We start from the raw sequence: 15,062 nt of genomic DNA, 5'->3' as shown, positions 1-15,062 counted from the left end.
CCATGCCTATCTCCTGTAGCGAACACGGACATCGCAGAAATAGGCGTTGACCAGCGGGTTGTGGACCCGCGCCAGGTTAGGCGGCTACAGCTGCCCTTTCACCACCGGCAGACCGGGGTCGCTGGCGACATCGAGCGGCGACGGGGCAGCGCCCGCGGCGACCAGATGTGCGGCGAACGAGGCGATCATCGCGCCGTTGTCGGTACACAGCCGTGGCCGCGGGATCCGCAACGTCAACCGATTTGCCGCGCACCGCTCTTCGGCCAGTTCCCGCAGCCGGGAGTTCGCGGCCACACCGCCCGCGATCAGCAGCGTCGACACCCCGAGCTCGGTGGCGGCCCGCACCGCCTTCTTGGTGAGCACATCGGCGACGGCCTCCTGGAAGCCCGCCGCCACATCGGCCTGCGAAGCGCCGGGGTTTTTTTCGACGTAGCGGGCGACCGCGGTCTTGAGCCCGGAGAAGCTGAAGGCGTACGGATCATCGCGCGGCCCGGTCATCCCGCGGGGAAAGACGATCGCGTCACGGTCGCCCTCACGCGCCAGCTCGTCGAGCACCTTGCCGCCGGGGTAGCCCAGCCCGAGCAGTCGGGCCACCTTGTCATACGCCTCGCCCGCCGCGTCGTCGACGGTGCTGCCGAGCTCTTCGATCGGCTCGGCCAGCGACCGCACATGCAGCAGGTGAGTATGGCCGCCGGAGACCAGTAGGCCGACACATTCGGGCAGCGGGCCATGATCGTAGACGTCGGCGGCGAGGTGACCGCCGAGATGGTTGACGGCGTAGAACGGTATCTGCCAGGCGACGGCGTATGCCTTGGCCGCCGCCACACCCACCAGCAGGGCGCCCGCCAACCCCGGGCCGATGGTGGCCGCCACGACGTCCGGCCTGGTGATGCCGGCCGCGTCGAGCGCGCGACGCATGGTGGGTCCCAGCGCCTCTAGATGGGCACGCGACGCGATCTCGGGCACGACTCCGCCGAACCTCACGTGTTCGTCGACACTGGAGGCGACCTCGTCGGCCAGCAACCTCACGCTTCCGTCATCGGCCAGCTCGGCGATGCCGATTCCTGTTTCGTCACAGGAACTTTCGATGGCCAGGATGGTCGTCATCTAAGAGTCCCCTCGTGTGCGACGTTGCATGGTGTAAGCGTCGGCACCGCTGACCCGGTAGTAGCGCTTGCGCAGGCCGACGTTGACGAAGCCGGCGCTGGAATACATCGCGATCGCCGCGGTGTTGTCGGTGCGCACTTCGAGGTAGACGGTGTCGTCTCCGGCGAACTCCAGCAGACGGTTCAGCATCTGCCTGCCGATACCATGACCTTGGAACGCGGGGTCGACGCCGATGGTGTGAATCTCGTACTCGTAGGGCTGCTTTCGGCCCAGGCGCGCGATACCGGCGTAGCCGACGAGCTTGTCGCCGGCGCGCGCCGCAACATAGTGGATGTGCGGCGCGGCGAGCTCACGCAGGAACGCCGCCGCGGACCAGGGGTCGTCACCCTCGAACAGCTGCGCCTCCAGCTCGGCGCAGCGCGGCGCATCGGCGGGCACCAGCTCGTCATGGCGGACGATCATGACGTCACCGGCGCGACCGGCTGCGGCTTGGCATCCGGCCTGCGCAGGTAGAGCGGAACAAGTGGCTGCGGAGGCGCAGCCCAGTCGACGGCACGCACGAGCCCGGACGCTGTCGGGTAGACTGCGGGTTGTCTCGGCAGTGCGAAAAGCGCTGCGAGTTCAGGGGATCCGGCCACGGCGGCGACATCGGTCGGCACATCGGCGGGCGCGTTGACTGCAGGTCCGTCGATGCGCAGGCCGTCGCGGTAGTGCGCCCAGTACACCTCGCGCCGACGAGCGTCGGTTACGACCAGCACCTCTCCCGCGGTATCGACGCCGATGGCGTCGAGGCTGCACACGCCGTACACCGGGATGTCGAGGGCGTGGCTGTAGGCGGCGGCGGTCGCCATCCCGACGCGCAGACCGGTGAACGGGCCTGGGCCGCAACCGACGACGACGGCGCTGAGGTCGGTCACCGCAATCTCCGCGTCGCCGAGCGCCGCCAGCACGTTGGGGGTCAGCTGTTCGGCGTGCGCACGTGCATCCACCGTCACGCGCTCAGCGAGCACGTCGATGCTGTCCTCGTCACAGCGCACGATACCCGCGGCGACTGCGGGCGTGGCGGTGTCGATGGCGAGCACGATGTTGGTCATGAACCGGTCCAACGCCAAATCGCGGTTCGCACATCGGTATCCGGCGAGCGCTCGAGGCGGATGTCGAGGTGTCGTTCGGAGAGCCGTTCGACGATGCCTTCGCCCCATTCGACGACGACGACGGCGTCGTCCAGATCGGTATCGAGGTCCAGCGAGTCGAGTTCCCCGAGCAGGTCGGCGCCTTCGTGGTCGAGCAGCCGATACATGTCGACGTGCACCATGGCCGGTGCTCCGTCCTGTCGCGCCCGATGCACCCTGGCCAACACGAACGTCGGCGAGGTGACGGGACCGTCGACGTCCATGGCTTCGGCGATTCCCTTGGCCAGCACGGTCTTTCCCGCACCGAGCGGGCCCGAGAGCACAACAACGTCGCCCGCGCGCAACTGGCCGCCGAGCTTGGCGCCGAGCGCCTTGGTGTCCTCTGCGCTGGGCAGTTCGGCGGTACCCGCCTGGTCAGCCATCGCGGCTGACCCGGTCTTCGGTCGTACCCCGGTACGTCCTGATGACCCTCCCCCGCGGGCTGGTGACCACCTCGTAGTGGATGGTATCGAGCATGTCGGCCCAATCCTGTGCCGTGGGTTCCCCATTGGTGCCCGGCCCGAACAGGATCGCCTCGTCGCCCTCACGGACGTCGCCGGCGTCGGGGCCCAGGTCGACGACGAACTGGTCCATGCAGATGCGCCCGACGTTGGGGCGGAGCCTGCCGTCGATCATCACGCTCATCCGACCGCTCAGGGTGCGGAAAACACCGTCGGCGTAACCGACGGGCAGCAGCGCCAGCGTGGTATCGCGGTCGGCTATCCAGGTGTGCCCGTAGGAGACGCCCTCGCCAGCGCGGATCGATCTGATCAGCGCCACAGGACATTTCAGTGTCATGGCGGGCCGCAACCCGGGATCGCCGAACTCCGGCACGGGATTCAGCCCGTAGATGGCGATGCCGGGCCGGATCATGTCGTAGTTCAGGTCCGGACGTGTCAGCGCGGCAGGCGAATTGGAGAGGTGCGCGATCTCGAAGTGCACTCCCTGGGCGCGTGCTTGATCCCGCATGTCGGTCAGCCGCTGCGCCTGCAACGCGTTGACGGGGTTCTCGGGGTCGTCGCCGTAGGCCAGGTGAGACATGATGCCCCGCAGCCGGATGGCCTCGTCGGCGACCGCGCGGCGCAGCGCGGTGAGCACCGTGGGATATTCGGCGGCGCTGACGCCGTTTCGGTTGAGCCCGGTGTCGACCTTGAGGGTGACGTCTGCGGTGACACCGGTGAGCTTGGCGGCGGCCAGCAGCTCATTCAACTGGCGCGGCGAGGAGACCGCGATCTGAATGTTGGACTGCAGCGCGGGAGCGAAATCGGTGCCGGGCGGGTGCAGCCATGCGAGCACTGGCGCGGTGATGCCGTCGCGGCGCAGCGCCAGCGCCTCGTCGATGGTGGCGACGCCGATCTGAGCCGCCCCCGCCGCGATCGCCGCCCGGGCCACCGGGGTGGCGCCGTGGCCGTAGCCGTCGGCCTTTACGACGGCCATCACCTGCGCCGAGCCGGCGCGCTCTCGCAGGACCGTGACGTTGTGTGCGATCGCCGCAAGGTCCACCACCGCCTCCGCGTTGGCGCTGGGCGTCAGCGAGGTTGTCAGTTCGGTCGTCGGCATTGTCATGTCACCACCGACGATTGTCCCAGACCGCCGCTGCGGCCACCGAAACTGCAGACAGATCGCGAATAAGGGACTAATTGCGATCTGTCTGCAGACTCGGCGACGGCCTACCCGCCGCGGGCGCCGTGCACCCAGTCGCCGGGCCGCAGCCGCCACGTCGCCCTGGCGTAATCGAGTTCCGAGCGGGGCCACTGGGTGACGATGCGACCGGTGGGCGACCGGTAGTAGCTGTCGCATTGTGTCCAGATAGTTTGCTCCAGTTCCTCGACGATCCTGTCGTTGAACCGGCGTTCGGCGGTGGGGTCGACCTCGAGGAAGCCGCCGCGACGCGCGAGCCGGCCGACCGCGCTGGCGACCAGACGGGCGCCCGCCTCGAGGACGTAGATGATCGAGTTGGCGCCCTGGTTGGTGTTCGGCCCGTAGAGCATGAAGAAGTTCGGAAACCCGCTGACCGCCACGCCGAGAAAGGCCTGGGGGTCGCCGCCCCAGCGCTCGTGGAGGCTCAAGCCATCGGCACCGATCACGTCGAGCCCCGACAGGTAGCTGCTGGTTTCGAAACCCGTCGCGAGCACGATCGCGTCGACCTCGACCATCGATCCGGCGGCGGTGACGATCGCCGAGTTCGTGACCCCACAGATCGGATCGGTGACGAGGTCGACGTGGTCGCGTTGCAGTGCGGTGTAGAAGGTTTCGCCGAGCAGCACCCGCTTGCAGCGGAACGGGTAGCGCGGGGTCAGCGCGTCGCGCAGGCGGTCGTCGGCGACGTGCTTGTGCAGGAACCCCTCCGAAAGCCCCTGTGCGGCGGTCAGCCGCGGATGGTCAGGCGTCAGCCCGGTGTTGTCGTGGTGAAACTTCCACAGCCGCCACCGTTCGCGCCATGACGCCCACGGCAGCCGTCGGTATCGCGCCAGTTCCTCTGCGGTGTAGGCGCGGTCGTCCTTGGGCACCATCCATGGCGGCGTGCGCTGGAACACGGTCAAATGTCCTGCCACGTCGGCAAGTTCGGGGATGACTTGTACACCGCTGGCGCCGGTACCGATCACCGCAACCCGCTTACCGGTCAAGTCGACGGCGGCGTCCCATTGCGCGGTGTGCATCAGCGCGCCGCCGAAATCGGCGAGGCCGTCGATGGCGGGAATCCGTGCCGGGCCGAACAATCCGACCGCGCTGACGACGACGTCGGCGCTGACCGTATCGCCGTCGGCGAGCTCCACGGTCCAGCGGAACGCGTCGGACTGCCACACCACGCGCCGGACTTCGGTGTTGAGCACGAGGTGCCGGCGGAGGTCAAAGTCGTCGGCGACCGCCTCCAGGTAAGCCAGAATCTCCGGTTGGCGGGGGTAGGTGCGGCTCCACGTCCGATTCGGCGCGAATGAGAACGAGTACAGATGGCTGCCGATGTCACACGCAGCACCGGGGTAGACGTTGCGCCGCCAGGTGCCCCCGACTCCGTCGCTGCGCTCGACGATCCGTAGATCGTCAATACCTCTGCGCCGCAACGCCACCGCGGCGGCCAGGCCGCCGAAGCCGGCGCCAATGATCACCACCCGCGGTGCAGGCCTGCGACGCGTGAGCGCCACCGCCCGACCGGCCAGATAACGGCGAGTCACGGTCAGTGCGCGAACGGCTGCAGCTCGTCGAAGTGACCGCCGGGCTTCAGCTCGTCGAGATGGCGCAGAGCGGTGATGGTGTCATCCCGCAAGGCGCGCGCCAGGTCCATCGAGAAGCCCTCGCGAACGACGATGCGCAGCACGGTGATATCGGTGGCGTTCTCCGGCATGGTGTAGGCGGGTACTTGCCAACCGAATGACCGCAGCGCATGCGAGACGTCGAATTCGGTGTAGCCAGGGTCGCCCTTCAGCCGGAAGCTGACGACCGGGATGGCCGACCCGTCGGAGATCAGCTCGAAATGCTCGCTGTCGCGCAATTGATCGCCGAGCCACCGCGCGGTCTGCGACAGGCAGCCCATCACCTGCCCGTAGCCCTCGCGTCCCAGCCGTAGGAAGTTGTAGTACTGGCCCACAACCTGATTGCCGGGCCTGGAGAAATTCAACGTGAAGGTCGGCATGTCGCCGCCGAGGTAGTTCACCCGGAAGACGAGCTCTTCGGGGAGATGGTCGGCGTTGCGCCACACCACGAATCCGATACCGGGATAGGTCAGCCCGTACTTGTGTCCGCTCACGTTGATCGACACCACCCGCGGCAGCCGGAAGTCCCACACGAGGTCGGGGTGCAGGAACGGAACGACGAAACCGCCGCTGGCCGCGTCGACGTGCACAGGAATGTCGAGTCCGCCGTCGGCGGCCAACTTGTCCAGCGCAGCGCAGACCTCAGCGATCGGCTCGAGCTCGCCCGTGAAGGTGGTGCCGAGGATCGCGACCACGCCGATGGTGTCCTCGTCGATATTCTCGAGCACCTGCTCGGGGGTGATGACGTAGCGCCCCTTTTCCATTGGCAGGTACCGCGGCTCGACGTCGAAGTAACGGCAGAACTTCTCCCACACCACTTGGACGTTGGAGCCCATCACCAGGTTGGGCCGACGCGAGCGCCAGTTCTCGCCGATGCGTTGGCGCCACCTCCAGCTCAGCGCGAGTCCCGCCAGCATCACCGCTTCGCTGGATCCGATCGTGGAAACCCCTGTCGCGCTTGAGGGATCGTCGTCGCGCAACCCCTCGGCGTGGAACAGGTCGGCGACCATCGACACACAGCGGGCCTCAATGGCTGCGGTGGCCGGGTATTCGTCCTTGTCGATCATGTTCTTGTCGAAGGTCTCGGCCATCAGCTTCTCGGCCTGCGGGTCCATCCATGTGGTGACGAACGTCGCCAGGTTCAGCCGCGAGCTGCCGTCGAGCATCAGCTCGTCGTGGATGAACCGGTAGGCGGCGTCAGGGTCCATGGCATCATCGGGCATCCGCAGCGATGGAACGGGCGCCATCGCCAACCGCCCGGTGTATGCCGGTGCGACCTGCGGGCCGTGGGAACGCTTGGGCGGCATGGAAAGTCCTTTCGACTGTTACAGGCGGGCGATTGCGGTGCGGACGTGGTGCAGGATGCGCGACGCGGAGGTGGGGGCAGGGCGCGGGCCCGGGTCGGCCGCCGACAGGTTGGCTGCCCGCGCGTGCACGAAGGCTGCGGCGGCCGCGGCTTCACCGGCGGGCAGGCCGGCAGCGAGCAGCGCGCCGATGATGCCGGCCAACACATCGCCCGACCCCGCCGTGGCCGCCCACGACTGACCCGCCGGGCTGAGGTAAACCGGCCCACCGGGTTCGGCGATGACCGTGACGTTGCCTTTGAGGAGAACCGTCGCGCCAAACCGGTCGGCCAGCCTGCGAGTGGCGGCGATGCGGTCGTCGCCCGGCGGTGAGCCGGCCAGTCGCGCGAACTCCCCCGCATGCGGGGTGAGCACCGTCGGCGCCGCACGGTTGGCGAGTAGGTCGGGATGGGCGGCAAGGATCGTCAGCCCGTCGGCGTCGACGATCACCGGAAGGCCGCTGTCGAGTGCGAACCACAGCGCCGACGCCCCGACGTCGTCGGTGCCCAGGCCCGGGCCGACGGCCCACGCCTGCACCCGGCCCGCCGAGGCCGGGCTAGGCGACGCGATGACCTCGGGCCAGTGCGAAAGTACTTGCTGCGCAGCGCTTCCCGCGTAGCGGACCATGCCGGAGGTGGCCGCCACCGCTGCACCGGTGCACAGCACGGCCGCACCAGGATACGTCGCTGAGCCCGCCAGAATGCCGGTGACGCCCTGGGTGTATTTGTCGTCTTTCGGCCCGGGCATCGGCCAGCGGGCGGCGACGTCGGCCGCGTCGAAACTCACGACGTCGGACAGCGGCAGGTCCAGGCCGATGTCCACCAGCTCGACGCGGCCGCAGTCACCCAGTGCGTGAACGGGTTTCAGGCCTCCGAATGTCACGGTCAGCGCCGCATGCACGGCCGGCCCGTCGACCGCACCGGTGTCCACGCCAACCCCGCTGGGGATGTCCACGGCCACCACCGGGATGTCGGCGTCGTCGACGGCGGCGAACACCTCCGCTGCGGCCGGTCGCAGCGGTCCCGAGCCCGAGATGCCGACGACCCCGTCGATGACCAGATCGGCCCTCGCGGGCACGGCGTGCACGATTCGGCCCCCCGCCTTGCGGAACGCCGCGAGCCCTTTCGCGTGTGCGCGTTCCGGATCGAGCAGGACGGCCGTCGCCGATACGCCACGGCGGCGCAGCAGTGTCGCGGCCCACAGCGCGTCGCCGCCGTTGTCGCCGGATCCGACGACCGCACAGACCGACCGGCCGGAGATGCCGCCGGTGCGCACCACCAACTCCCCCGCGATCGCGGTGGCCAGTCCGTTGGCCGCCCGCCGCATGAGCGCACCGTCTGGCAACGAAGCCAGCAGCGGGGCTTCGGCCGCACGGATCGCGTCTGCGGAGTAGTAGTACCGCATCAGCCCCCGTTCCGCTCAAGCTTCCCCGCTGCGACGCGGATCACCCTCACGTTATATGCCGCCCGGATTCAGACCGGGGATAACGGGAATCCACCCAGGCGGTTCACATTCATGGCAGGACGGGAGATATTGCCGCTTGGCTGCGTTGACGCTGCTTCTGGTGCTGATGGTGGCGACGGTCGTACTTGCCCCGGTCGCCGGTCGTCTCGCCGTGCCGTATCCGGTCCTGCTGCTTGTGTTTGGCCTGGCGCTCGCGTTCATTCCCCGAGCGGCGTTGCCGCCGTTCAATCCGGAATTGCTGCTGCCGCTGGTTCTGCCGCCGCTGTTGTTCGCCGCCGCGCGCCGCACATCGTGGCGGGAGTTTCTGGACAACCGCAGACCGATCGCCCTCCTCGCGGTCGCCTTGGTCGCGGTGACCGCGTTTGCGGTCGGGTCGACTCTGCAGGCGCTGGTTCCGGGGTTGCCGCTGATCGCCGCGCTGGCGCTCGGCGCGGCGGTGGCGCCGCCTGACCCCGTCGCCGCGACCGCCGTCGCGCAGAAATTGGGGCTGCCGCGTCGGTTGCGGACCATCCTCGAGGGTGAAGGGCTCTCGAACGACGCCACCGCCCTAGTGCTGTACGAAGTCGCGGTCACAGGCGCCCTGACGGGGCAGTTCTCGCCGTGGCGCGGCGGCGGCACTCTCGCGGTGGCCGTGGTGGTCGGGGTTGCGGTCGGCTTCGTCATGGCCGGCATCGCCCGGCTGCTCATCAAGAAGCTACCCGCGCATCCGGCAGGCAGCGCGCTGGTGCTGTTGATCCCGTTCGCCGCCTACAGCGCCGCCGACGCCGCGCACGGCAGCGGGGTGCTGGCGGTCGTCACCGTCGCGCTGGCCCTCAGCCGGTACGGCGACGCCGAATCTTCGCAGACCCGGCTGGTATCAAACACCACGTGGGAAATCGTCGAACTCCTGGTCACCGGGGCGGCGTTCGCCTTCGTCGGCCTGGAGTTGCGGGCGGTAGCCGGGCAAGTGGAAGGTCAGTTGCACACGTTGATCGGGCAAGCGGCGATCGTGACCGCCGTGGTGATCGTCGTCCGTTTCGTGTGGATCTTCGCCGTGGCCACCATTGATGAGAAGGCGCGCCGCAGACGCAACCCGAACCTCGCTGAACCCGCCGGATGGCGCGAGATGACCGTTGCGTCGTGGGCGGGCATGCGCGGCGTAGTGACGCTGGTGGCCGCGCTGGCGCTACCGCCGAACTTTCCCGAACGCGATCGGCTGATCTTCGTCGCGTTCGTCGTCATCGCGGTCACGCTGCTGCTGCAGGGGCTGACGCTGCCGTGGTTGGTCAAACGTCTCGGCGTGAGCGCGTCGGCCGACGAACGTCGGGAGGCTGAACAGGAGCTGATCCGACGCGCGAGAACCGCGGGTTTTCAACGTCTCGACGAGATGCACGAGCAAGGTTGTGTCGACGGCGAGGTCCTCGAGCAAGCGCGGGAAAACGCCGACCGGATGTGGCATTCCCTGGGGTTCACGCCCGATGACCAAGACGCCGAAACCGGCCGCGCCGGCGACGCGTACACCGTCAACGCTGTCAAAGACGAACTGTTGACCGCCGCCAGGGATGCCGTCGTCGAGAGTCGCGCCGAATCGGGAACCGATCCGACGATCGCCGACAGGGTGCTGCGCCAACTCGACGCGCGCGGCAGCCAGCCGCAGTAGCTGCTGTTACTTCGGGTCGAAAGACGTCGTGCGTCGAGCGTTGACGTCCTCGCCGAACTCCTGCTCCCATTCGCCGTAGCGCTCCTCGATGAAGTTCTGGAACGCGTCGGTCGGTTCATGGCGCGCGCGGGCGTCAGGACCATCAGAGCTCACCGTATGAACCTCCATTCGCTACTCGACGGTGACCGACTTGGCCAGGTTACGCGGCTTGTCCACGTCGTAGCCGCGGGCTTGGGCCACTCCGGCGGCGAACACCTGCAGCGGGATCGTCGACAACAGTGGCTGGAAAAGCGTTGACACCGCGGGGATCTCGATCAGATGGTCAGCATACGGCCGCACTGTGTCGTCGCCCTCCTCAGCGATCACGATGGTCAGCGCGCCGCGGGCCTGGATCTCGCGGATGTTTGACAGCAATTTGGCGTGCAGCGTCGCCGAGCCCTTCGGCGACGGCATCACCACGATCACCGGAAGACCGTCCTCGATCAACGCGATCGGGCCGTGCTTCAGCTCGCCCGCGGCAAACCCCTCGGCGTGCATGTACGCCAGCTCCTTGAGCTTCAGCGCGCCTTCGAGGGCGACCGGGTAGCCGACGTGTCGGCCGAGGAACAACACCGTCTGCGATTGCGCGAATCGGTGCGCCAGTGCGGACACCGGGTCGACGGTGGCCAGCACGCGTTTGACGAGTTCGGGCATCGCTTCCAGCTCGCGGTACTCGCGCTCCACCTCGTCGGGGTATTTGGTGCCGCGGGCCTGCGCGAGCGCCAGGCCGACGAGATAGTTGGCTGCGATCTGCGCCAGGAACGTCTTGGTGGACGCGACGCCGATCTCGGGCCCGGCGCGGGTGTAGAGCACCGCGTCGCATTCGCGCGGGATCTGGCTGCCGTTGGTGTTGCAGATGGCCAGCACCTTGGCCTTCTGCTCCTTAGCGTGCCGGACCGCCTCGAGCGTGTCGGCGGTTTCGCCCGACTGCGAGATGGCGATCACCAGCGTGCTGCGGTCCAGCACGGGGTCGCGGTAGCGGAACTCGCTGGCGAGTTCGGCCTCGACGGGCAGCCTCGTCCAGTGCTCGATCGCGTACTTGGCCAGCAGCCCGGAGTGATACGCCGTGCCGCAGGCGACGATGAAGACCTTGTCGATCTCGCGCAGTTCCTGATCGGAGAGGCGCTGCTCGTCGAGCACGATGCGGCCGTCGACGAAGTGCCCGAGCAGGGTGTCGGCGACGGCGGCGGGCTGCTCGGCGATCTCCTTGAGCATGAAGTACTCATAGCCGCCCTTCTCGGCGGCCGAGAGATCCCAGTCGATGTGAAACGGCCGGGCACTCGCGTCGTCTGGATGGCCGTGGAAATCGGTGATCTGATAGCCGTCGGCGGTGACCACCACGGCCTGATCCTGGCCGAGCTCGACGGCGTCGCGGGTGTGCTCGATGAACGCCGCGACATCGGAGCCGACGAACATCTCGCCGTCGCCGACGCCGACCACCAATGGCGTGGAGCGACGGGCGGCGACGATGGTGCCGGCCTCATCGGCGTTGGCGAACACCAGCGTGAAGTGGCCCTCCAGCCGCGGCAGCACCGCAAAGACGGACTTTGTGAAATCGCCTGCGGTATCACCGGTTCGGTACGCGCGGGAGACGAGGTGCACGGCGACCTCGGTGTCGGTGTCGCTGGCGAATTCGACCCCGTCGGCTTCGAGCTCGCGGCGCAGCCCGGCGTAGTTCTCGATGATGCCGTTATGTACGACGGCGATCTTGCCCGTCGTGTCGCGGTGCGGGTGGGCGTTGCGGTCGGTCGGCCGCCCGTGGGTGGCCCACCGCGTGTGGCCGAGGCCGGTGCTGCCGGCGAGGCTGGCGGTATCCGTTTCGGCCAGTGCGGCCTCGAGGTTGGCCAGTCGGCCGGCGCGGCGCTCGACGGTCAGACCGCCAGCACCGTCGAGCAGCGCCACACCAGAGGAGTCGTAGCCGCGGTATTCCATCCGGCGTAACGCGTCGACGACGACGGCGCATGCGTCCCGCGTACCGACGTAGCCGACGATCCCACACATAGGTATCCAGCGTAGACGACTATCCAGCTAACATCATCTTCATCGACACCCTTCGCTTAGCCTGCAACTAATGCATCGTCATCCAGATATGGCGAATATCGTCCATCGTTTTGGGTTGCCGCTCGACCCCCCGGAGAAACGTGGGGCGCAGAGAGCAGACTTCGGCGAGCAGCGCGACCGCGACACCGAACGCGAAGTACTAGGGCGGGAAGCCAGGGCGCGACACCGAACAACGCGTCGGAGTCCTCGGCGTAGCGAGCCACACGGCGCGCCCCAACGATCGCCCAGCGCACACCACGTGATCACCGCCAGCGCATAGCTGACCGTGTTGACCGGGCGGTGGGCTACGGTCGACGGGTGGCCGGCACCAAGAAGCTCTTCGCCGCCTTGAAACGGCGTGGTCCGCACCGAGTCTTGCGTGGCGATCTGTCCTTCGCCGGGTTGCGCGGCGTTGTCTACACCCCCGAGTCGGGATTCAACATGCCCGGCGTGGCCTTCGGCCACGAGTGGGTCACCGGAGTCGAGCGCTATACGGGCACGCTCGAGCACCTCGCATCGTGGGGAATCGTCGCAGCGGCGCCCGACACCGAGAAGGGCATCGCGCCGTCGGTGTTGAACCTGGCGTTCGATCTCGGCACGACGCTCGACATCATCGCCGGGGTTCGACTGGGTGACGGGAAAATCAGCGTGCATCCGGCCAAGCTCGGGTTGGCCGGCCACGGCTTCGGCGCCTCGGCGGCGGTGTTCGCCGCCGCGGGAATGCCCGCGAAGCCGAAGGCCGTACTGGCGGCTTTCCCGAGCGTGACCCAGCCGCGGGCCGAGGAGGCGGTGGCGACGCTCGGTGTACCGGGGCTGATCCTCACCGATCCCGGCGACCCGATGACATTGCGATCGAATGCCGTGGAGCTGGCACGGGCGTGGAAACCGGCGACGCTGCGCTCGATGCCGAAGGTGAAGGCCGGCGGGGTGGTCGAAGGGCGCGGCCTGGCACGATTGGTCGGCCTGCCGGGTGCCGACCGCGGCACGCAGCGCACGGTCCGCGCGCTGATGACGGGCTACCTGCTGCACACGTTGGCCGGCGACAAGACCTACCGTGACTTCGCCGACCCCGAGGTCGCACTACCCAAGGCGGCGACCATGGATCCGTTCGCCGACGATCCGGTCGACCTCGAGAACAAGGTTGTCGCCCTGCTGAAGCCCTGACACGGTGGCGGCCCCGGTTCTGGCCAACCAACCGGTTGGGTGTATAACGTGTGGATGCGCACGGGAATCTTCCTGAACTACGCCGGCGGCTTTCTCGAGGCGGTCGACGAGGTAGCCGAGCTCGAGAAGGTCGGCGTCGACATCGCGTTGGTGGCGGAGGCCTATTCGTTCGACGCGATCAGCCAGCTGGGGTTCCTTGCCGCGAAGACGTCGCGCATCGAGTTGGGCTCCGGCGTCGTGCCCATCTACGTTCGCACGCCGTCGCTGCTGGCGATGACGGCCGCGGGGCTCGATTACGTGTCCGACGGTCGGTTCCGGCTGGGCATCGGCACCTCCGGGCCGCAGGTAATCGAGGGCTATCACGGCGTTCCGTTCGACGCGCCGCTGGGCCGCACGCGCGAAGTCGTCGAGATCTGCAGACAGGTGTGGCGCCGCGAGAACGTCCAATTCGACGGCAAGCACTACCAGATACCCCTACCCCACGACCGCGGTACCGGCCTTGGCAAGCCGCTGCATCTCATCAATCACCCTGTCCGCGACCGCATTCCGATCACCATTGCGGCACTCGGCCCGAAGAACGTCGAGCTGACCGCCGAGATCGCCGAGGGTTGGCAGCCGGTGTTCTTCTATCCGGAAAAGGCCGACGAGGCGTGGGGTCCCGCGCTGCGCTCGGGCATGGCCAAGCGCGACCCTGCACTTGGTCCACTCGACGTCATGGTGAGCGCCACCTTGGCCATCGGCGATGACGTCGAGGATCGGCTGGCATGGGCCAAACCGCAACTGGCGCTGTACATCGGCGGGATGGGTGCCCGCGGCAAGAATTTCTATCACAACCTGGCGACCCGCTACGGGTTCGGCGAAGTGGCCGATCGGATTCAGGATCTCTACTTGTCCGGCCAGAAGACGGAAGCCATCGACGCAGTGCCCGACGAATTGGTGCGCCACGTATCCCTCATCGGGCCAAAGGGTTTCGTCAAGGAGCGCGTCGCCGCCTACGCGGAGGCCGGGGTGACGACCCTGCTGGTGCACCCGTTGAGTGGAGACCGCCGCGAGTCCGTCCGGTTTGTCGAGGAGCTGCAGGGGCTGCTGCCATGACGGCGTGAGCTGTTAGCTGAGGCTTCACGGTTCATTCTCATAGGTGATCGCTTCGACGCTGATGCCAATCATGCTGGGACTCTCGGCCCAACCGCGGTACGTGTTGCACAGAAGATAGACCCAATCGTCATAGTCGTGGCCTTCGAACGACATGTTGCTGTAAACGGTTTGCAAATGGAGGCATTCGGTGGCGTACTTGTCGATGAACAATCGCAGCTTGTCAATCTCGACCGGAATCTGATTGCCGTCCTCGTCAGGTCGCGTATACGCGAGCTTCGCTTCGGCGACTTGCGGAGAATCGTCGTTGTTTTTGATGAGGACCCGCGCTGTGATGACCCAGTCGCCCCCGGCACGTCTTGCGATCTGGTTGTCGAGCTTCAGCTTCAGTACCACCTCGTCTCGGAAATGCTCCAAGACAGTCGCACCGGTCTGCTCGTAATTGATCCGAGCTGCTGTCACCATCGCGCCATCCCCGTCCTCGAGTATTACGAGCGCAGCATAATGGAAATCGCTTCGCGATTGACCTCGTGACGCGATTGACGTATTCCTCTTTAGCTCACAGGCTTTCGCAGGTAGGCGATTACGGGCCTGCTTGAGGAAGCTCGTCGGCGGCAATCTCGCACGGAGTCCTGGCGCCCAACGCCTCGACGTCTGGCGGGGGCTCAACGACGGGTTGTTGCGGGGCCGCCCGCCACTATGCCGGCCGGAATGGCTCCCGCGACCACCACCCCGGCGATGCCCTCGCTTG

General features: G+C 67.4%; 14 protein-coding genes. 3 read left to right on the top strand and 11 right to left on the bottom strand.

From position 1 onward, the window contains the following. Nucleotides 1-84: 84 nt before the first annotated feature. The 8 genes from tsaD to A5651_RS16250 form a co-directional block, all read right to left on the bottom strand. Nucleotides 85-1,107, bottom strand: a complete 1,023-nt coding sequence (gene tsaD / locus A5651_RS16285; RefSeq protein ID WP_066982809.1) for a tRNA (adenosine(37)-N6)-threonylcarbamoyltransferase complex transferase subunit TsaD — start codon at nt 1,105-1,107, stop codon at nt 85-87. Then, complete coding sequence (gene rimI / locus A5651_RS16280; RefSeq protein ID WP_066982806.1) at nt 1,108-1,569, bottom strand: ribosomal protein S18-alanine N-acetyltransferase; 462 nt, start codon at nt 1,567-1,569, stop codon at nt 1,108-1,110. Then, on the bottom strand, nt 1,566-2,201 hold the full coding sequence (gene tsaB / locus A5651_RS16275) for a tRNA (adenosine(37)-N6)-threonylcarbamoyltransferase complex dimerization subunit type 1 TsaB (protein ID WP_066982803.1): 636 nt from the start codon (nt 2,199-2,201) through the stop codon (nt 1,566-1,568). Before tsaB ends, rimI begins: the two co-directional genes overlap by 4 nt. Beyond that, nucleotides 2,198-2,662 carry a tRNA (adenosine(37)-N6)-threonylcarbamoyltransferase complex ATPase subunit type 1 TsaE gene (tsaE, locus tag A5651_RS16270; RefSeq protein ID WP_066982800.1) on the bottom strand — a complete coding sequence of 155 codons (465 nt, stop codon included), beginning with the start codon at nt 2,660-2,662 and terminating at the stop codon, nt 2,198-2,200. The genes tsaB and tsaE overlap by 4 nt, the downstream gene beginning before the upstream one ends. Further along, the gene (alr, locus tag A5651_RS16265; RefSeq protein WP_066982797.1) at nt 2,655-3,839 is read right to left on the bottom strand and encodes an alanine racemase; all 1,185 of its coding nucleotides are present in this window, start codon (nt 3,837-3,839) and stop codon (nt 2,655-2,657) included. The genes tsaE and alr overlap by 8 nt, the downstream gene beginning before the upstream one ends. A gap of 110 nt (nt 3,840-3,949) precedes the next feature. Then, on the bottom strand, nt 3,950-5,458 hold the full coding sequence (locus A5651_RS16260) for an NAD(P)/FAD-dependent oxidoreductase (RefSeq protein WP_082943806.1): 1,509 nt from the start codon (nt 5,456-5,458) through the stop codon (nt 3,950-3,952). After that, nucleotides 5,455-6,837, bottom strand: a complete 1,383-nt coding sequence (locus A5651_RS16255) for a glutamate decarboxylase (RefSeq protein ID WP_066982794.1) — start codon at nt 6,835-6,837, stop codon at nt 5,455-5,457. The genes A5651_RS16260 and A5651_RS16255 overlap by 4 nt, the downstream gene beginning before the upstream one ends. 18 nt (nt 6,838-6,855) lie before the next feature. Next, entirely contained in the window at nt 6,856-8,277 is a 1,422-nt protein-coding gene (locus tag A5651_RS16250) for a bifunctional ADP-dependent NAD(P)H-hydrate dehydratase/NAD(P)H-hydrate epimerase (protein ID WP_066982791.1), read from the bottom strand. Nucleotides 8,278-8,413: 136 nt separating this feature from the next. Here A5651_RS16250 and A5651_RS16245 point away from each other — a divergent pair, with 136 nt between their 5' ends. Further along, entirely contained in the window at nt 8,414-9,976 is a 1,563-nt protein-coding gene (locus A5651_RS16245; protein WP_231988717.1) for a Na+/H+ antiporter, read from the top strand. 6 nt (nt 9,977-9,982) lie between these two features. Here the strand turns inward: A5651_RS16245 and A5651_RS25475 are convergent, their stop codons facing one another. Both A5651_RS25475 and glmS read right to left on the bottom strand, forming a co-directional pair. Beyond that, complete coding sequence (locus A5651_RS25475; RefSeq protein ID WP_156662984.1) at nt 9,983-10,129, bottom strand: hypothetical protein; 147 nt, start codon at nt 10,127-10,129, stop codon at nt 9,983-9,985. Nucleotides 10,130-10,147: 18 nt separating this feature from the next. Further along, nucleotides 10,148-12,016 carry a glutamine--fructose-6-phosphate transaminase (isomerizing) gene (gene glmS, locus A5651_RS16240; RefSeq protein WP_066982788.1) on the bottom strand — a complete coding sequence of 623 codons (1,869 nt, stop codon included), beginning with the start codon at nt 12,014-12,016 and terminating at the stop codon, nt 10,148-10,150. Nucleotides 12,017-12,373: 357 nt separating this feature from the next. Between glmS and A5651_RS16235 the strand changes: the two genes are divergently transcribed. Then, complete coding sequence (locus tag A5651_RS16235) at nt 12,374-13,219, top strand: hypothetical protein (RefSeq protein ID WP_066982785.1); 846 nt, start codon at nt 12,374-12,376, stop codon at nt 13,217-13,219. A 54-nt stretch (nt 13,220-13,273) separates the two neighbouring features. Further along, nucleotides 13,274-14,314: an LLM class F420-dependent oxidoreductase gene (locus tag A5651_RS16230; RefSeq protein WP_066982782.1), complete on the top strand. Its 1,041-nt coding sequence runs from the start codon at nt 13,274-13,276 to the stop codon at nt 14,312-14,314. A gap of 24 nt (nt 14,315-14,338) precedes the next feature. On the opposite strand, the gene A5651_RS16225 is transcribed toward A5651_RS16230, so the two are convergent. Next, complete coding sequence (locus tag A5651_RS16225; protein ID WP_066982779.1) at nt 14,339-14,776, bottom strand: hypothetical protein; 438 nt, start codon at nt 14,774-14,776, stop codon at nt 14,339-14,341. Between the last annotated feature and the right edge of the window lie 286 nt (nt 14,777-15,062).

This window comes from Mycobacterium sp. 1274761.0, from assembly GCF_001668615.1.
Classification (GTDB): Bacteria; Actinomycetota; Actinomycetes; order Mycobacteriales; family Mycobacteriaceae; genus Mycobacterium.
This window is presented reverse-complemented; position numbering and strand designations above follow the sequence as displayed.